Here is an 18,892-nt window from a genome sequence, read left to right as displayed (position 1 = left end):
TTTTTAATTTCTAATTTGATGAATAAATGCAGTCACTTTTTCTGTGTCTTTTAGTGCAGGTTTCATTTCGAAACCACTATTGATATCTGCAGCATAAAGCTGCGGCATGTTGAGGGCTTTAATTTCCAGTGCATCTTCGAGACGGATCCCGCCACTCAAAAAGAAGGGTAGATCCAGCTGATAGTGCTGAAGAATTTCCCAATTAAACTTTTTGCCTGTTCCTCCCGGGAGTTTTCCTTTGGTATCAAAAAGAAAATAGTCAATAGTTCCGATGTATTGCTCTAATTGTCCAAAATCGAAATCATTGCTTACCGAAAATGCTTTAAATACGGTTAAGCCCGATTTCTTGATACGTTGACAATATTCGGCGGATTCGTTCCCATGAAGTTGAGCAACTTGCAGTGCATATTTTTCACAAGTTGCAATTACTTGCTCTGCTTCTTCATTAACAAATACGCCGACTTTTTGAATGGCCTCCGGTACTTGGGTGAAAGTAGTAGCATCAGGAAGGTCTCCAACGTAGCGTTTCGATTTTGCGTAAAAAATGAAGCCCAGATAATCCGGTTCTGCTGCACAGACGGCTGCTATGTTTTCTGGATCACGCATGCCACAAACTTTTACTTTTAGTGCGTTCATCAGAAGAAGTCTAAGCGTTTAATTTTTCAATGAAATCGATACAAGCCTGAGCAGGATTTTCCGTCTTCATGAAGTTTTCCCCCATGAGGAAACCCTCGAAACCATGGTTCCGGAGGTAATGAATATTTTCAACCGATGAAAGTCCGCTCTCCGAGATCCGTATCATATCTTCCGGTAAAAGCTTACCTAATCGAACCGATGTCTCTACATCAACTTCAAAAGTTTTCAGGTTCCGGTTATTCACACCAACCAGGTCAACCATTGGGTTCAGTTTTTCAATCTCTTCTTCCGTATGCACTTCAACCAACACCTCCAGTTCCATCTCTTTTGCCAGTTCTGTCATTTTCAGCATTTCGTCTTTTGACAAACTTGCTGCAATCAACAGGATCAAATCAGCACCATGTGCTTTTGCCTCATAAACCTGGTAAGGGTCAAGCATAAAATCTTTACGTAGAATTGGCGTCTTCGGGTTCGTAAATCTCGCTTTTGCGAGGTTGTCAAAAGAACCACCAAAATAGTTTAGGTCGGTTAAAACTGATAGACCACTAACGCCGGCCTGAACATATCCCGAAGTCACTTCCGAAACTTCAGCGTTTTCGTTGATCATCCCTTTGGATGGCGATTTTGTCTTGAACTCGGCAATAATACCACTGGCACCCGGGCATCGCAAGGCTTCCTTCAGCGAATTTGTTTTACGGTTGAAAAACGGCGATTTCTTCAGATCGTCGAGGCTAATTTTTTCTTTGGCCTCGGCAATTTCGCGGCGCTTATTATTATTGATTTCGTCTAAAATTGTCATTTGTGTCATTTCAAGTTTCAAAAATTTCTGCTGACTACTTATTTCGTATTCATCAACTTGTTGAAAACAGCCAGAGCTTTTTTACTTTTCAAAGCTTCGGTTGCTTCGGCAACGCAATCGCTTAACGGTTTCTCAGGACACATACATTTAATGCCGAGAGCCGCATTGGCAATAACCACATTCTGCTGAGCTGTTGTTGCTTCAGCGTTCATGATGTTCTTGAAAATTTTGGCCGCATCTTCCACGGAGTTCCCACCGGAAAGTTCTTCCTGTTTCAGTGTTGTAAAGCCAAAATCAGCAGGCGACAGGTTATCTTCGGTGTCCCTTGTCATGTAGCGGGCATCGCTGGTTAACGACACCTCGTCGTAACCATCGAGTGCATGAACCAACATGTAGTTTTGGTCGCCGGCTTCAAACACCTGATTGTACAAATCCATAATTTCCAGATCGGACGTTCCCACCAGCTGGTTCTTAGGTGAGCATGGGTTGATAATTGGTCCCATCATGTTGAATATTGTGCGAACCTTCAATGCGCGGCGTACCGGGCCAACATTTTTCATAGCCGGGTGAAAAAGTGGTGCATGGAAAAAGCAGATACCGATTTCATCAAGCTCTTTTCTTAGCTTATCGATATCGTTACTGAAGCTGTAGCCAAAATACTCGAACATGTTGGAAGCACCGCTAACCGACGATAACCCATAGTTCCCGTGTTTGGTCACTTTATATCCGGCTCCGGCAAGTACAAAGCAACTTGCCGTTGAAATATTGAAGGTGTTTTTGCCATCGCCTCCCGTTCCAACAACGTCGATGGTATTAAATTCCGAGAAGTCGACCTTTACGCAAAGATTTAGCAAAGCTTCACGAAAGCCGGAAAGCTCTTCGGCTTTTATCGGACGCATCCGGAAAACTGTCAGGAAGGACGCAATCTCTGCTTCCGAATATTTTCCTTCCGCTATTTGAGTCAAAACCTGGCAGGCTTGTTCTTTATTTAAGTTATTCCCAGTGAAAAGGTAATTTAATGTATCTTTCATAACGAGTTTCAATTTTAAGTTTCAGAGAAACTAGTGTTGTCTAAATTTGTGGACCTGTTTATCGATATCCTCTAGTTTTTTAGCCAGTTGGCAATCAGTTTTTCGCCTAACGGGGTAAGTACCGATTCGGGGTGGAATTGAACACCTCGCACATCGTACTCTTTATGCTTTAGCGACATGATTTGGCCATTTTCATCGAGGCTTGTCACTTCCAGACATTCGGGGAATCCTTCCTGGTCGACGATCCAGGAGTGATAGCGACCAACTTCGAATTTTTCCGGAAGTTCGTCAAAAAGGACCGGGTCGGGCGAAGTTACACAAATTGGCGTTGCTATGCCATGTAAAACCTGGCTCATGTTGGTTAATTTAGCTCCGAATGATTCTCCAATTGCCTGATGGCCCAGGCAAACACCCAGCATACTCTTTCGCGGAGCAAATTCTTTAATGATATCCATTAATAAGCCAGCTTCGGTTGGGATTCCCGGTCCTGGAGAAAGAACAATCTTGTCGTATTTTTCCAGATCACTCAATTCCAATTCGTCGTTACGAATAACGTCAACAGGCTGGCCTGATATTTTTTTGATGGCATGCACCAGGTTGTAGGTGAATGAATCGTAATTATCTATGATGACTATTTTCATGGTCGTATTATCTAAAATTATAGGCAATTAAATTTCTTTGGCAATCTCAATGGCCCGCTTCAGGGCTGCCAGTTTATTATTGACTTCCTGCAATTCATTTTCTTCTACCGAACGGGCAACAATTCCGGCACCGGCCTGGTAGTATAAGGTGTTACCCTTACTGAGGAATGAGCGGATCATAATAGCATGGTTCAGGCTGTCGTCAAATCCAATAAAACCGATCGTACCACCGTAATAACTGCGACGTTGATTTTCGTAACGGTCAATCAATTGCATGGCCATGTGCTTGGGTGCTCCGGAGAGAGTTCCGGCAGGAAATGAGTCTCCTAAAACAGAAATCATATTTGACTCCTCGGGAAGTTTTCCGGAAACCTCGGAAACCAGGTGGATCACATGTGAGAAATATTGGACTTCACGATAGTTGTCAACCCGGACATCGTTGGCATTCCGACTAAGGTCGTTTCGGGCCAGGTCAACCAACATCACGTGTTCCGCATTTTCTTTAGGATCGGCACAAAGCTTTTCAGCTAACAGGCGATCCTGCTCATCGTTACCGGTACGTCGGAATGTCCCGGCTATCGGGTTGATGATTGCACGACCTCTCTTGATCCGCAGTTCTGCCTCGGGGCTGGATCCGAAAATACGGTAATCGCCGTAATCGAAGAAAAATAAATAAGGCGATGGATTCACAGACCGAAGGGCACGGTACAAAATGAAATCATCGCCTTTAAATTCTTGGGAGAATTGGCGGGATAGTACAATTTGGAAAACATCGCCGCGGAAACAGTGCTCTTTGCCTTTTGTTACCATGTAGCGATATTCATCGTCGGTGATGTTCGAAACTTCTTCGCCAACGGTGTCGAAAGAGGTTGTTTGGAAGGTCAGGTTCCGTAGCAGCGACTCAATATTGTGCATTTCCGCTTGTTCGCCTTCCGGTAAATTCTCGATCAGCGTAATCATATCTTTCGAATGATCGATTGCCAGAATGTATTTATAAAAGTGATAGCGAACTTCAGGTACCGCGTAAGCTTCTTTCTTTTCCGTTTTAATTTCAATTTTCTCGAAATACTTTACGGAGTCGTAACTTAAATACCCAAACAAGCCGTTAGCTGGCGCTTCTTTGGTATCTCCGGTTAGTTGAAAGGATTTGTAGAAGTTATTTAGCTCGCGTTCAACTGAGAAGTGGTCTTCCACCCGGATTGTTTCTTTCGGCTGCCCGGGGTATTCAATGCTGATTGTACCTTCGTCAGCAATAAAGCCGGCCAGTGGTTTGATGCAGATAAATGAACAGGCATTTTCGTTGCCATGGTAATCGGAACTTTCTAATAGCACCGAATTTGGGAATAAGTCCCGGAACTTGAGATAAACGCTGACCGGAGTAAGCGTGTCGCCCAGGATCTTCTTGACGTTAACTTGTACTTGAATAGGTTTCATATTTAGTGCATTTAAATTTTTTGAAAATGTGTAAAACAAAAAAGCGGCTTACCGTGTCCGATAAGCCGCTTTTTCATACAAAATTGACATGATAGCTACGCCTCTCCACGGTATTGTGAAAAGTAGTTGCGCCACCACCAAATTGTTGTCATTCTTGTATGCATTGTTATATTTTTAAAAATACCAATATGGCTATAAACTTCTAAAATCAAGAAGACCCCACCACGGAAGCCATATTGTATTTATTCATTAAGTCGTAAAACGAGTTGTAAAAAAATGAAATATTTTACTCAAAAGCAAATTTTTAGATGCAATAAAGATGAGAGTTAAAATATACTTTCAAAAAAGGTTCACTGAAAAAGAATGTTTTAAAGAATGTTTTAAACTTGAAACAAAAGAAATTGACTCGCCGTATTAATCAGTAAAGCTTTGCAGTTCTTTTTTATTCTTTTTATCATTATTTATTGGGGTTGATTGGTTGAGCACTGCAAAGTATGAAAGGTAATTTTAGTTGTTTGTTTGGAGGTAAGCGGTGGATAAAGTTCCACCGCTTTTTTTATGTGCTGTTTTAAACGAATTTTTAGATATTGGGAATGTCTATATTCACCGGTAGTGCTTCACCTCGTTTGGTTATCAGGTTGGTTGCTTCATAAAACATTTTCAATACCGGCATTTGCTCCACTTCTTCTGATGTTCCCGTCAGTTCAATTGATACTGTTCGGTTAGCGGGTAACACAATTTCTTCAGGACAGGAAAACCCAACAGAGGGTTGCCGCTGGTGTAACTTGAATGGGATATCGCTGTTGTTATAAATCTGCAGGTATTTAATATCCTGGTTCTTCAGGTTCAGCTTTTTCGTTTTTAGTTGGATTGCGCTGATGAAAATTGGAGTCAGGAAACGACGTTCTCCAATTAAGGTATCATTAAAAAGTACGGCCGTGCGATTATCAACCAATGCTGCTTTTATGGCACTTTCTGTTTTGTCCATCGAAAACACCAAGGTTATTGGCCGCTTCAAATTTCCTTCGCAGTATTCCTGTGTACTTGGTGCATGCAGATCCGAATTGCCCAAAATGACGAGGTTCTTTTCCTGTGCCCACTTTAGAGCTTCCGGATAAAAATCTTTGTCGTTATAAATTTCAATTCCTTTCAGAATTCCAGCATTCATCAAACGGGTATGCTCGGGCCACCAAATCGTGGTGTCGGGTTGTTGAGCCTTCCATCCCGGGTGATTCCAAAATACAAAAGCTCCCTGATCGCGGGCCTCAACACAGGCTTCCCACCAATCTTCTCGCTCCAGTAAATTGGCATTCTTGATGAAAATAGCATTGAGGTGTCCCGGCGGCATATTTCGGGTAATCTCGGCACCGGGGATAAGCACAATTCCAAGTTGGTCAGCCAACGGTTTAGCTATTTCGTAAGGACGATTCAGGTCGGCCTCCATATCGACGGAGTGCGGACGGAACTCAATATGGTCGGTGATTGAAATGACATCCAATCCTTCGCGCCAGGCTTCCTGAACCCGAACTGTGGGCCACACGTCTCCGTCGGAGAAGACAGTATGCATGTGAAAATCGCACTTGAGTGTTTGATAGCCAAGAATGTTGGGTATGTGTATTTCCTTACGGCTTTGCCCGTTTACTGCCGGCAATACCAATAGCAAGCTAAGCGATATGAGGATCCCTAAACGAATAAGCATTTTCATGAAAGCAATTTTTGCGCAATTTACATAAAAGCTTTGAATAGATATTGTTAGGACTGTTAAAGAATTGTTTTTTGTGGGTTTTGAGTTATTTGCTTTACGAAGGTTGTTTTAAGTTTTCCATTCAATCCGGAAGGCCTATTTAAACGCTTCGCTTTTTAATTGTATCTTACCACCGAACTTAAATCACAATAGTTAGACATGAGTAAATTTTTGACATTACTGGCTTTTAGCCTTTGTATTACGACACAGTTGCTGGCCAAGGCAGGAGAGCCACCGCTCAGTATTGTGCCCAAACCAAACCATCTGGTGATACTTCCTGGTGACTTTACAGTTACTGATGATGTTCAGATTGTTTGTGCTGATGATGAACTGGCCGGAGAAGCTGAATATTTGAAGGCTGCATTGAAGGAAGCAACGGGCTTTGATTTTTTTATAACTAAAAATGTGTCCGCAAACAATTCAGTTGTCTTAAAGCTTGACGACAACCTGAAGGGAGAGGAAGCCTATCAAATTCGATCGTCTGATAAGAAGTATGAAATTATCGGAAAGACTTCAGCGGGTGTGTTTTATGGAGTGCAAACATTTTTGCAATTGTTTCCACCCTTGAACAAAGGGGCTGTTAATTTACCGCTAATCAGTGTTGATGATCAACCTCGTTTTGAGTGGCGCGGAATGCACCTGGATGTGTGTCGTCATTTTTACTCGGTTGATGTCGTTAAAAAGCTGATTGATGAGATGGCTAAATATAAGCTGAACACCTTTCACTGGCATCTGACCGATGATCAGGGCTGGCGGATTGAGATCAAGAAATATCCAAAGCTGACCGAAGTTGGGGCCTGGCGTGATGGGACCGTTATTGGTCACATGGCTGATGCTCCGCATAAATTTGATCGTGTGAAGGAGGGTGGTTTCTATACGCAGGAGCAAATAAAAGATGTTGTGGCTTATGCTGCAGCTCGTCATATTACGATTGTCCCCGAGATTGAAATGCCCGGACATGCGCAGGCTGCTTTGGCTGCGTACCCTTGGTTAGGCTGCTTTAATGATACACTGAAGCCTTGGAGACTGTGGGGTGTGTCGGAAAATGTGTATTGTGCGGGAAAGGAATCAACCTTCAAATTTCTGGAAGATGTTTTGGATGAAGTTTGTGCTTTGTTCCCCGGTGAATATATCCATGTTGGGGGCGACGAATGTCCGAAGGAAAATTGGAAGAAATGCCCGCTTTGCCAAAAGCGAATGAAAGAAGAAGGCTGTAAAGATGAGCATGAGCTTCAAAGCTACTTCATTCAGCGTATGGAGCATTACCTGGAGAAAAAAGGTAAAAAGCTCATTGGCTGGGATGAGATTCTTGAAGGCGGATTGGCCGAGAATGCAGCGGTAATGTCGTGGCGCGGTGAAGAAGGAGGAAAAGCCGCTGCAAAGCTGGGACATAAAGTCGTAATGACGCCGGGACAATGGTGTTATTTCGATCACTACCAGTCAACCGATCCAAATGAGGAAACAGCGATTGGTGGCTTAACAGATTTGGAGAAGGTGTACAGCTATGACCCGGTTCCTGCTGATTTGGATAAAGACAAGCAACATTTGATAATGGGAGCACAGGCTAATCTTTGGACCGAATATATTACCACTGCTGATCACTTGGAATATATGATTTATCCGCGTCTGTGTGCTTTGGCCGAGGTGCAGTGGACACAGCCGGAGAATAAAGATTTTGCTGATTTTGAGCAACGGATGGACGATAACTATATCCGTTTGGCTCAGGATGGTATTCATCTTCGGGTACCTGCCCCTGAAGGTTTGAGCCCAATGGAATTTTTCAGTTCCAAAGAGGTAACGATCAAGTTAAGTTGTGCGGCTGAGTCGGCAGTGATGCGCTATACGACCGATGGCAGTGAGCCAACTGATTTTTCGAAGGTTTATGACGGGCCTTTTACCGTTAAACTGGATGGCGATGTAACACTGAAAGTTGCCAGTTTCCTGAAAAACGGTACACGAAGTTATACCGTCACTTCAGTATTGAAGAGACAACCGATAAAACCGGTGAAGTTGAAGAATCCGGAAAAAGGTTTGCAATGCAATTATTACGATGGACCGTTCCGCTCGTTTAATGAGCTTGGCGGTGATGCTGTGAAAACAACGTTCGTTGAAGGTCTTTCAATCCCGGACGATATGAAGGACAGCAATAAAGGCTGGGAGTTTAATGGTTACATCAAGTTGCCAAAGGATGGAGTGTACTATTTCTTATTGGATAGTTCGTGTGGTTCGGGCATGTACCTGGGCGATCAGTTGGTGATTGATGACGATGGCTTTAATTATAATTGTATGCGAACAGGGCAAGTTGAGCTGAAGGCCGGTTATTATCCGGTTAAGTTGAAACTGTTCAACACCATCTACGGGCAAAGCATTAAGCTAAGCTATAAGTTGCCGGGCAGCGACGAGTTGGTTGAAGTGCCTGCCGGCAGTTTCTTTAAGAAATAGAGATCAAAAACAGATCATACAAAAGAGGTCTTAGCAATTCATTTGTTAAGACCTCTTTCTTTTGGTGTTTATTGGGTTAGCCTTTCTTTCAGCATGTCCAGTAATTCCTCGTGTTTGTCTTTACAGTTGCAACGGGTTCGCATGAGCTGGATGCTGCTGACAACGATAAAAATAGCGTCGAAAACCAGCAGGAAAGCCCAATTTACTTCGGGCTGTTTGAGGAAGCCGTAGTTGGCTAATACGAAAACAAATAAACTCCCGAAAAGCAACGAGAAGAATGTTTTGGTTTTGTCGGTTTTTAGTTTCAGTTCAATTGTTTCGCCTTCCGAAATAACGAGAGCACCTTCGCCGTAACGCCGCTGAAACGATTCGGGCGCGTCACCCATCATGTTGGGCTTAAAGCGGATTTCATTGCCCTCCGTTTCCACTTTTGAAAAACCAATTTCCGTCAGAGCATTGGCCAGTTGTTGGGCCAGTGGTTGCTTTTGATCCTTTAGGCTTGCCCGATCCAAGTGTTGTTTGGTTTCAACTTTCAATTGAAGTTTATTCATGTTTCTCAGCTTTTTCTAATCGACCTGCAATTTAGCGGCTTCAGATGTAAAAATTGCATGTTTTTACGTTTTGGGCGATTACTTCTTCTAAAATTTTTAGAGACTCCACGGCAGTTATTTTGGTGCTTGTGAAATTTTCACAGGCTTCTTTAGGATGCAACCGATGGTTGGCGGCTTTACAGTTGGTCGGGCGTTAGGCGTTTGATTTTGCCATTTCCGGTTCGGGGCAACTTCGGAATGAAGATGATTTCGCGTGGCTGTTCGTAACGCGTGAGATGCTTGGTACAACTTTCTCGCAGTTGGGAAATCAGTCTGGGGTTTTCTGTACCTTCGGCGATTAACACCAGCCGGGCACCCAGGCGCTCATCCGGTTTCGAGGAAATGTAGAAAGGAAGGTCGATGGCAGTCTCCAGTTTTTTTTCCAATTCTTCGGGCGAAAACTTCAGACCTCCCGATATGATTCGGTTGTCGGCACGCCCCATGATACGAAATGTGTGCTCATTCTTCAATTCACCCAGATCGTTTGTTTGCAGAAACCCGTTTTCGAGTCCGGGCATTTGAATGCGTACACAGCCAGTCTCGTTTAAGCTAACGCTAATCCCGTCGAGGCAATGATAATAAGCATCTTGTCCGGCTCCGTTCAACTGCCTTAGGGCGATGTGCGTAGCTGTTTCGGTCATGGCATAGCTCGAATAGCAGACTGTTTGAACGAACTGAAGCTTATCCTCGAGTGGTTTAGGAATCGCCGAGCCACCAAGTAACAGAAAGTCCAGGTTCCAATCAGGCAAGTTCCAAAGCTTATCAACCTGGTTGATCACCATGGCGGCGAATTTAAAGTGAATGTTGGATTGAAGAATTTCGAAGTTGCTAGCCGGGTCAACCACGTGTAAATCCAGTTGTCCTAATAGTGCCCGAACGACCATTAGCTTTCCGGCAATGTAACGGGCAGGCAGGCAATGCAGAATATGGTCGCCTTCTTTTAGGTTAAAAAGGCGAATGGTGCGCTGCGCACTGGCAGCTACAAAATCTTTTTTCAGGGCGATAATTTTCGGTTCACCGGTACTTCCGGATGTTTTCACTTCGATGTAATCACGATCGTTATACCATTCTTCCAAAAAGTCGAGCCAGTCTCGCTCCCAGCCAGCGGTATTTTGTCGGTTGGCAAGCAGACGTTCAATCGTTGTTGATTGTCCGTTTAAGGTGATATGTGAAGGAAAAAGTTCCAAGTTTCGAGTTTTAAGTTCCAAGTTCGGTTTTCTGCGACTGCGACTGAAGACCGCGACTTTTGATGTCAATTCGTAATTTCCCGCACCATGCCCTATGCCCCGGGCTCTCTGCCACTACAGTCCGAACCCTTTTGCCGGGTCAAACCACAACTGCTCGCCCCGGATTTCCAGAGGCGACTCGATGTTGTTGGTAAAGAGTTGTCCGGTTCCCAGCCCCTGGTGCATGTGTACATTTTTTGTATAAGCCCACTGTGCAATGGCATTCAGCCCAATATTCGACTCCAGATACGAGGTTATCCACCAGCCAACATTACGGTCTCGGGCCAGTTCAATCCATTCGTCGCAACCCGAAATCCCACCATGCAAGCTCGGTTTCAGGATCAGGTATTGCGGACGTACCATATCGAGTAATAATTCTTTGTCTTCACGTTTGTTGAGGCCAATAAGCTCTTCATCCAGTGCAATTGGCAAGGGTGTGTTGTCGCACAGTTTGGCCATATCGGCCCACCGTCCGGCAATAATTGGTTGCTCGATGGAATGCAGTTGCAGTTCGGCAAGCCGTTCGAGTTTTTGGAACGCCTCATCCACCTTAAAACCACCGTTGGCATCTACCCTGAGGGTAATTTGTTCGGGACTGAAGCGTTCCCGGATAGATTGCAGTAAATGCAACTCTTTCTCAAAATCAATGGCACCAATTTTCAGTTTAATACAACGAAATCCGGCTGCGAGTTTCGCATCAATTTGTTGCTTCATGATTTCTGCTTCGCCCATCCAAATCAGCCCATTGATCGGAATCCCTGCTTTCCCTTCCGTAAAGGCTGAAGGATAAAGAATCCGGTTACCCCCGTTTTGCAGGTCCAACAAAGCAGTTTCCAACGCAAAGCGCAGAGATGGATAATCGAGTAGCAGCTCCTCATTCTCGAAAAAGTGCATCGGGTCCGAGCAAACATCTTCAATGAGATAGTCGATTTGTTCGGGTGTTTCTTTGCTCAGTCCCGGAAGCGGAGCACATTCACCCAGGCCGGTTTGTCCGTTCTCTTCGATATACAAATACCAAACGGTGCGCGTCTTCAGTACCCCGCGGGAAGTGCCGGCAGGCTGTTTAAATTCGAGTTCGTATTTTTTGAAATAAGCGATCATCTAGTATGCTAAAATTAGCCCGAGCGAGAACAGCAGCGTGAATGCCAGCGTTCCCAAAGCCAGGCGTTTCAGGAATGGGTCGAGTAAACGGTCTTCCTTGGTGTTGTAGATCTTGATCAAATCAATCAGGAAGAGGGGTAAGGCCAGTAAGAATAGCCATTGCCAGGCCGACTCCTGTTGGTGCAGGGTAAAAGCAACGGCAGCAATCCACCCCCAACTGATAATCGCGATGTGGTAGATGCGGCTGTTGCGGCTTCCCATTTTCACGGCCATCGTAATTTTACCCGACTGCTGGTCGTTTTGGATGTCGCGCATGTTGTTCAGATTCAGAACTCCGGCGCTAAAAAAGCCCATGCTGATGGCCGGCAAAACTATCGCTGTCTCGAAAAAGTTGCTGTGCAAAAAGAAAACGCCGATCACCGGTAACAATCCAAAGAACAGGAAGACAGAAAGGTCGCCCAGCCCGATGTAGCCATATGACTTTTTACCTGCTGTATAGAAGTAGGCGGCCAGTAGCGCCAGTATGCCCAGCCCGATGAAGCCGAAAAAGGCAACTTTGCAACATCCCCAGGTTCCGGCGTAGACCAGGGCAATACCTAATAGGAAACTTAGTCCGCCGACCACGATCATCCCTTTTTTCATTTCAGCAGGCGTGATTTCTCCACCTTGCATGGTGCGTGTTGGCCCTAACCGCTGATGATTGTCGGTTCCCTTTTGAAAATCGCCATAGTCGTTGGCAAAGTTCGAGAAAACCTGAATCAGGGTTGCCGTCACAACGGCTAAAATGAAAACGGAGAGGTTGAAAGCCCCGTAAAAGGCGGCCAGTGCCGAGCCCATTAGAATGCCCGACAAAGCCAGCGGTAAAGTACGCAGTCGTGCTGCTTTGATCCAACTTCTAGGTGTTGCCATGTATGCTCAACGAATTAAGGGAACTTCGGATATTTTTTGAAATCTGGTTTGCGTTTTTCCAGGAATGCGTGTTTTCCTTCCTGAGCTTCCTCAGTTAGGTAATAAAGCAGGGTTGCGTTTCCGGCAAACTCCTGGATGCCAATTTGACCATCCAATTCGGCGTTCAACCCAAGCTTGAGCATGCGTAACGCCAGAGGACTGTGTTCCTGCATTTTCTGAGCCCAGGCAACCACTTCGTCTTCCAGTTGGTCGAAAGGAACCACTTTGTTTACCAAGCCCATTTCCAGTGCTTCAGCAGCCGAGTATTGGCGGCACATGAACCAGATTTCGCGGGCCTTCTTTTGACCAACGATGCTGGCCAAATAGGATGATCCCAATCCGGCATCGAAGCTGCCTACTTTTGGTCCGGTTTGGCCGAAGATGGCATTTTCACTGGCGATACTGATGTCGCAAACCACGTGTAACACGTGACCACCACCAATGGCAAATCCGTTCACCATTGCAATTACCGGTTTGGGCATGCTGCGGATTTGTTTCTGAACTTCCAGAATGTTCAGCCGTGGAATTCCGTTCTCGTCGATATAACCACCGGTTCCTTTTACGTGTTGGTCGCCACCGGAACAGAATGCTTTGTCGCCGGCACCGGTCAGTACGATCACATTGATCCGGTTATCCTCGCGGCAGATGTGCAGCGCATCGCTGATGTTGTTCACCGTCGTTGGACGGAAGGCGTTGCGTACATGTTCGCGGTTGATCGTGATTTTTCCAATACCATCGTAATAGTCGAAGAAAATATCTTCGTATTCTTTAATGGTTTCCCATTGTCTTTTAGTACTCATTGTATCGTGTTTATTGTTTGACAAATTTGAATAATCCGCGGAAGGTTTTCGTGTTGATTTCCGCATCGGTAAATATCTCGAGCAAAGCGGGGGCTTGTTGTCGGGGGGAATAGAATTCTGCCAAAGCATCTTCCAATTCCTCGGCGTTTCCAGCTTTGAAATAATCCAGTCCGAATGTTTTGGCAATGCCTTCCGCTTTAAACTTATTTTCAGTGAAAAAATGTTCCTGGAAAGCCGGAGATTCTCCTGGCCCTTTGATGAGGCTGAAGATGTTGCCACCCCGGTTGTTAATGACAATCACCCGGAAGTTGCTGCCCACGTAATTGTTCCACAGGGCATTCGAGTCGTAGAAGAACGACAAGTCGCCCAGGATAATCGTATTTAGTTTTTCGGATTCGTGGGCAAAGCCAACGGCTGTCGACATCGGTCCATCGATACCTGCTGTACCTCGGTTGCCAAAATAATGTGTGTTGGGGACCGCAGCACAAATCAGTCCGTAACGAACCGGAGAGCTGTTCCCAAAATGAACAACTGAGTTTTCTGGAACTGCTTTTCTGATCTGTTCAAAAGCCGCCAGATCAGACCATTCTGTTTTGGGGATATATTGATCGCGCAGTTTGTTAACCTGACTCTCTTTGTTCTTCCAAAGTTGAAGATATTCTTTCCCATTTTTTGATAACTGTGGTTGAAGAACTGCAAAGAAGTCTGCTGCATCCATCGAAATCACTTTCGTAAGCGATTGGTAGGTGTCGAAATGCTCGTTTGATAAGCTCAAATGCCAGTGTTGGGCAGCTTTATTTTTCCGAAGAAACTGTTTTAAGGCTTTCGAAACATATTGACCACCGAAGGAAATTAGCAGATCCGGCTGAAAATGTTCCGGCACATCTGCCAACATGGCCGCCAGCAGGGTATCAATGCTTCCGCAAAATTGCGGATCATTCAGGTTTGCCAGGTGCTCTTTCAGAACGACAGCGCCTGTTTTTTCAACGATCTCAGCCAGTAAGTTTTCCAATCCCGGGTTGGGGACTTGTTGACCGGCTAGGATCAGTACTTTTCCGCTTTGGTTAAAACTTTGTACCAGTTTTTCAATAGCGGCGTCGGTCAAAACAGAGGTAATTTCCTCTTCTTCAATCACCTTTATTTGCGGCAATTCTGCGTCCAGTAAATCATGCAAGGGCTCTTCCAGTGGAACATTGATATGAACCGGAGCCGGTGTGCCGGAAACTGCGAGGTTGAGGCATGCATTGATTTCGCGGGCAGCAAACCACAGTTCCTTGTCACTTTCACCCAAAGGTAAGCTGACTTCCTTTTTTGTGAAGTTTTGGTAGATCCCCTGTTGCTGAATGCATTGACTTTCGGCCTGATCAATCCAGTAATCCGGGCGATCGGCCGTAAGCACAATCAATGGAATATTCAGGTAAAAAGCTTCGGCAACTGCCGGTGCGTAATTTAAAGTTGCGGTACCCGAGCTGCAAACCAGGACTACCGGCTTTTGCTTGGCATGGGCTAAACCCATAGCAAAATAGGCGGCACTGCGTTCGTCGACAATGTTGCGACAATTAAACAGCCCTGATCCGGCAAAGGTGTGTGTCATTGGTCCGTTGCGCGATCCGGGTGAAATGATAATATCGTCAATTCCTTTGGCCAGCAGTAAAGAAGCCAGTTGCTGAATGTGTTTTTTTGTTGATATCATTCGTTTGAACAGCCTCGATGGCTGATAATAGCGTTGTTGCTTTTTTCTTCGTTTCTTCCCATTCCTCAGAGGGGACGGAGCGACCGGTAATTCCGCCTCCGGCATATAGCATGTAATAATCGGCGGTAATTTCCATGCAACGCAAATTTACAAATAATCTGATGCAATCGTTCATCCGCCATGGTCCCAGGTAGCCTGAATAATAGCGGCGCTCATGTTTTTCGATGGTCGAAATAAAGCGATGTGCTTTCGACTTGGGTAATCCGCAGACAGCTGGTGTTGGATGTAACTCAGCGACAAAATCGCCTAAACGATCATCAACCTTTTTGGCTGAAAAGTTAAAGCTGGTTTTCAGGTGAGCCACCGTTCCACTTTCCAGTGTTTCCGGACCTTGCGTAGTATAAGGATGAATGTTGAATTTGTAAAAAACATCGAGCATATAACGCGAAACGAAGGCTTGTTCTTCAATTTCTTTGGTATGCCAGCGGTAATCTGAATCATCACGGCGGGATTGTGTTCCGGCCAGAGATACGGTTTCCAGTGTTTTCCCTTTGGATTGCAGGAGCACTTCCGGCGTTGCCCCCATCCATAGACCGGCGCCGGGTAGGTTGACCAGGTAAACCAAAGCATTGGGTGTTTGGCGTCGTAATTGCAAATACAGTTCGCCGATAGACTCGTTTCCTCTTTTGGCCGGAATGATCCGGGAAACAATTACTTTCGACAATTTGGTGGTTTGAATCACTTTGATCGTTTCCGTAATATCTTTCAGGTATTGTTCATGACTGATAATGTGAAAATCCCTGTTTTCACTACAATTCTCAATGGCCGGTAAATTGTCCAGGTTGAACGAACTTACTGCTTCCTCATCTTTCAGATAAATTCCGGGCTTCATCAGGATTAGCGGAGAATCATCACTGATGCGAAATGGGGCAAAAACAAATCCTTCCTGACCATTCAGCTTATTGAAATCTTCCAGTAAAAGAATATCGGAAAGTTCTCCCAGTAAGATTTCCGGAGTTAATTCTCCGGGCATTGACCATGCTGCAAAAGGTCGATTCTTCGCTAAGAGTTGATCGAAAAAAGATGTATACAATTCTCCCTTAATCATTCTTCTTAATAATCATATTCGTCACGCGGGCGGTTGATACCAACTTCCCGTCATTTCTGGTAATGTCAACATTCCAAACGTGGGTTTGTTTTCCCTGGTGGATGATTTTTGCAGTGGCCAAAACCCGTCCTTCCTTTACCCCGCCAACATGGTTTGCAGTAACCTGAATTCCCCTGGCATCATATTCGCGGCTGTCAATCAGCAGGATGCTGCCCAAACCCGCGATGGTTTCAGCCAAAGCCAGGTTTGCACCACCATGTAAAATACCGCCGGGGCGCTTTGTTTTGTCTGAAACCGGCATGCTTGCTACTACCTCCCCTTCTTTAACCGATTCAATCTGAATCCCTAAGTTGCTGATTAAACTGTTTTGCATTGATGCATTAAGCAAGTCAACCGGGATTTTGGCATTCAACTGACTAAGATCCATAATCGTCTTTCTAAATTGAAGCCCTAAAATAGTGTTAAGTTTTTATTTCAAGAAGTGTTTCCCGGTTGAATTGAAACAGGAAGAGCCGTACTGTTGAATTGTACATTAAGGCTCTTCCTGTTTTTTTGGGTATTTCTACTTAATCCAGCAGGTTATGTTTTCGAAGATATTTGTCCAGCTTCACGCCGCTAATTGAAAGATCCGATGGAGCATCGTTGTTATTTTCACTGGCATAGAGTAGGATAGACTCGTGTGGCTTGAGTGAAATTTCAATGTCGGTTTGATTGCCTAATGGCATACAATCGGAAGGGGTCCATTTAAATAGCCAGCAACTTTCGTCACCTGTTAAATGTTCAATTTTATATGATTTTTTCAGTGGTGTATCGGTGTCGTTTACAACTAAAATACCCCAGGCTCTTTCCGACTTGTATCTTCTTACGGCAACTTTGCCTAGGTCATCGTAGCTCCACATGGGGATAACGGCACTTTGCGGACGATCCTGCGGTTGCAGGAATCGCCATAAGTTAAGCTGCTCCTCGGTTAATGTTGAAAACCGGTCGGACGTATTGACTGTTCCGCCAAGAATACCATCCCAAAGTGCAATACTTTTCTTTTCAATATCGGATAAGTTGTTGTTAACATCGCGAAGGAAAATGGTATCCGGGTCATTCTGCCAGTAGACATTGTTAAAGTATTGGCAATTGTACGACTCCTGGAACATATTCCCAATTCCACCCGGTGTCCAGTCGCTATCCACGTTGGATGAGATACGCATTCCATCGACAAAGCCAATCAACGGAGCAAAAGGTGCGTTACTGGCCATCCAGTATGCCCCGGCGCCAATTTCAGCCCGAATAATGTTGAGAACGTCAACCAGAATTTGGACAGAGCTTTTATCACGATTATAGCGTTTTATATCAGTACTGTCCTTCAGTCCCCAGCCTAAATAAGCGGTTTTGTAAAAGGTGAAGCCCATTTTTCGAAATGTTCGGAACACCCGGGCAATATATTTTTGCACTTCGGGGTGGCTACCGTCCAGTGCATAATATTTCCCGTCTCTAAAATTATCTTGCTGAATCGGTTTTCCCTCCAAATCCTGGATTACCCATTCCGGATGGTTCTTGAAAATTTTACTTCGGCTATCGACCACAAATGGGGCAAGCCAGATGCCGGCGCGGTATCCGCGTTGAAAAATTTCGCGGGCAGCATCTTCCATGGTTCTTGGCCAGCGGTCGTTTGTTTCGAGCCAATCACCCAACACACAGTAGCAATCGTCAATTTGAATTGTCTGAAGCGGGATTTTTGGTTTAATATCATCCAGACCTTGCAGAACTTCTTTCAACTGTTCAAATGAAAAATCCTGCTGGTACTCATACCAGGAGTTCCAGTGGTAACTGGTTTTTGTGTCCTTGCGGGCAACCATGTTCTCTGAAATGTTCCAGGCGATATGTTGCAGTGTATCAAACGGATTGTTGCCCTGAACAATGTAAATGTCCGGTAGCTTGATAAAATCGTTTTGTAGTGGAATATTTTCCATCACAAACCCGGCATCGAAAAATACATCTTCTTTATCGGCATACCGGTCGTAAAGACCTTTACGGTGAGGGCGATTATAGATACTACACTGTTGAATAAAATCATAGTGATCGTAGGCGCTAATGGCCAGCGTTTCGTTTCGGGGAGACAACAAAGCTGTTGTTAGATAGGAATCATACGACCAAGCTTGCTCCCCGAGGGCATTTCCCCAGTCGGCAGTTGACGATTGAGGAATTGAATAAATACCGGATGGTCCTCCTTGTCCCAATCCTTGTTTAAAGAAACGATCGACATTTTCAATCCGAGCCTGGCCAAGTGGGCAGAAGTAGAACGGCGCTCTCGACATACTGCTCAATTCGGCCCCAACTGATACTGAACCGTTATTGATTTTTAAGTCGAGCATAACAAAGCTGTTCCCGTTCAACTCGTAGATTATGCGTTTCCCTTTGGGTGAATCGCCCATGAAGGTATTCCGGACGAAAATACTTTGCCCGTCTATTGTTGGGCGGCAATTGCGTAAGCGAATTGATCCGGCAATGAGGTCGAATGTACCATCGCTGTGTAAAATCCATTCGGACTTACCAAGTTTGAATTTTACAGGGCCGGCAACTTCTCCTGCTATCGGTAAATCAGCTAATGAACGGATCGGCAAGAGCGTGCTCCCGATTCCAGCAGCCAATAATTTGATGAAATTTCGTCTTTCGATAGGATTAGAGGACATGTCGGAATTTTAGTT

The 18,892-nt window shown here is 44.9% G+C and carries 16 protein-coding genes; 1 reads left to right on the top strand and 15 read right to left on the bottom strand.

Translation table 11 applies throughout. From position 1 onward, the window contains the following. Positions 1–3: 3 nt before the first annotated feature. The 6 genes from AC37HE_RS08745 to AC37HE_RS08720 all read right to left on the bottom strand — a co-directional run bounded on the left by AC37HE_RS08745 (position 4) and on the right by AC37HE_RS08720 (position 6,246). On the bottom strand, positions 4–636 hold the full coding sequence (locus AC37HE_RS08745; RefSeq protein ID WP_500782447.1) for a phosphoribosylanthranilate isomerase: 633 nt from the start codon (positions 634–636) through the stop codon (positions 4–6). Positions 637–646: 10 nt separating this feature from the next. Beyond that, a complete protein-coding gene (gene trpC / locus AC37HE_RS08740) occupies positions 647–1,435 on the bottom strand; it encodes an indole-3-glycerol phosphate synthase TrpC (RefSeq protein ID WP_500782446.1) in 789 nt (262 codons plus the stop codon). A 38-nt stretch (positions 1,436–1,473) separates the two neighbouring features. Beyond that, entirely contained in the window at positions 1,474–2,466 is a 993-nt protein-coding gene (gene trpD / locus AC37HE_RS08735) for an anthranilate phosphoribosyltransferase (protein WP_500782445.1), read from the bottom strand. A gap of 71 nt (positions 2,467–2,537) precedes the next feature. Beyond that, entirely contained in the window at positions 2,538–3,107 is a 570-nt protein-coding gene (locus AC37HE_RS08730; RefSeq protein WP_500782444.1) for an anthranilate synthase component II, read from the bottom strand. A 27-nt stretch (positions 3,108–3,134) separates the two neighbouring features. After that, positions 3,135–4,541: an anthranilate synthase component I family protein gene (locus tag AC37HE_RS08725; protein WP_500782443.1), complete on the bottom strand. Its 1,407-nt coding sequence runs from the start codon at positions 4,539–4,541 to the stop codon at positions 3,135–3,137. A gap of 580 nt (positions 4,542–5,121) precedes the next feature. Beyond that, on the bottom strand, positions 5,122–6,246 hold the full coding sequence (locus tag AC37HE_RS08720; RefSeq protein ID WP_500782442.1) for an Sb-PDE family phosphodiesterase: 1,125 nt from the start codon (positions 6,244–6,246) through the stop codon (positions 5,122–5,124). A 198-nt stretch (positions 6,247–6,444) separates the two neighbouring features. Between AC37HE_RS08720 and AC37HE_RS08715 the strand changes: the two genes are divergently transcribed. Beyond that, entirely contained in the window at positions 6,445–8,727 is a 2,283-nt protein-coding gene (locus AC37HE_RS08715) for a family 20 glycosylhydrolase (protein WP_500782441.1), read from the top strand. A gap of 68 nt (positions 8,728–8,795) precedes the next feature. Here the strand turns inward: AC37HE_RS08715 and AC37HE_RS08710 are convergent, their stop codons facing one another. The 9 genes from AC37HE_RS08710 to AC37HE_RS08670 all read right to left on the bottom strand — a co-directional run bounded on the left by AC37HE_RS08710 (position 8,796) and on the right by AC37HE_RS08670 (position 18,877). Beyond that, positions 8,796–9,278, bottom strand: coding sequence for a hypothetical protein (locus AC37HE_RS08710; RefSeq protein ID WP_500782440.1), 483 nt, complete (start codon positions 9,276–9,278; stop codon positions 8,796–8,798). A gap of 176 nt (positions 9,279–9,454) precedes the next feature. Then, on the bottom strand, positions 9,455–10,504 hold the full coding sequence (locus AC37HE_RS08705) for an AMP-binding protein (protein WP_500782439.1): 1,050 nt from the start codon (positions 10,502–10,504) through the stop codon (positions 9,455–9,457). Between the two features lie 114 nt (positions 10,505–10,618). Beyond that, a complete protein-coding gene (gene menC, locus AC37HE_RS08700; protein WP_500782438.1) occupies positions 10,619–11,644 on the bottom strand; it encodes an o-succinylbenzoate synthase in 1,026 nt (341 codons plus the stop codon). Then, positions 11,645–12,553, bottom strand: coding sequence for a 1,4-dihydroxy-2-naphthoate polyprenyltransferase (locus AC37HE_RS08695; RefSeq protein ID WP_500782437.1), 909 nt, complete (start codon positions 12,551–12,553; stop codon positions 11,645–11,647). A 14-nt stretch (positions 12,554–12,567) separates the two neighbouring features. Beyond that, entirely contained in the window at positions 12,568–13,392 is an 825-nt protein-coding gene (gene menB, locus AC37HE_RS08690) for a 1,4-dihydroxy-2-naphthoyl-CoA synthase (RefSeq protein WP_500782436.1), read from the bottom strand. 10 nt (positions 13,393–13,402) lie between these two features. Continuing rightward, the gene (gene menD, locus AC37HE_RS08685; RefSeq protein ID WP_500782435.1) at positions 13,403–15,085 is read right to left on the bottom strand and encodes a 2-succinyl-5-enolpyruvyl-6-hydroxy-3-cyclohexene-1-carboxylic-acid synthase; all 1,683 of its coding nucleotides are present in this window, start codon (positions 15,083–15,085) and stop codon (positions 13,403–13,405) included. Further along, positions 15,024–16,193: a chorismate-binding protein gene (locus tag AC37HE_RS08680; RefSeq protein WP_500782434.1), complete on the bottom strand. Its 1,170-nt coding sequence runs from the start codon at positions 16,191–16,193 to the stop codon at positions 15,024–15,026. Before AC37HE_RS08680 ends, menD begins: the two co-directional genes overlap by 62 nt. Next, on the bottom strand, positions 16,186–16,620 hold the full coding sequence (locus AC37HE_RS08675) for a PaaI family thioesterase (protein WP_500782433.1): 435 nt from the start codon (positions 16,618–16,620) through the stop codon (positions 16,186–16,188). Before AC37HE_RS08675 ends, AC37HE_RS08680 begins: the two co-directional genes overlap by 8 nt. Positions 16,621–16,759: 139 nt before the next feature. Further along, positions 16,760–18,877, bottom strand: coding sequence for a glycoside hydrolase family 36 protein (locus tag AC37HE_RS08670; protein ID WP_500782432.1), 2,118 nt, complete (start codon positions 18,875–18,877; stop codon positions 16,760–16,762). Between the last annotated feature and the right edge of the window lie 15 nt (positions 18,878–18,892).

Source organism: Mangrovibacterium sp., assembly GCF_059905295.1.
This window is presented reverse-complemented; position numbering and strand designations above follow the sequence as displayed.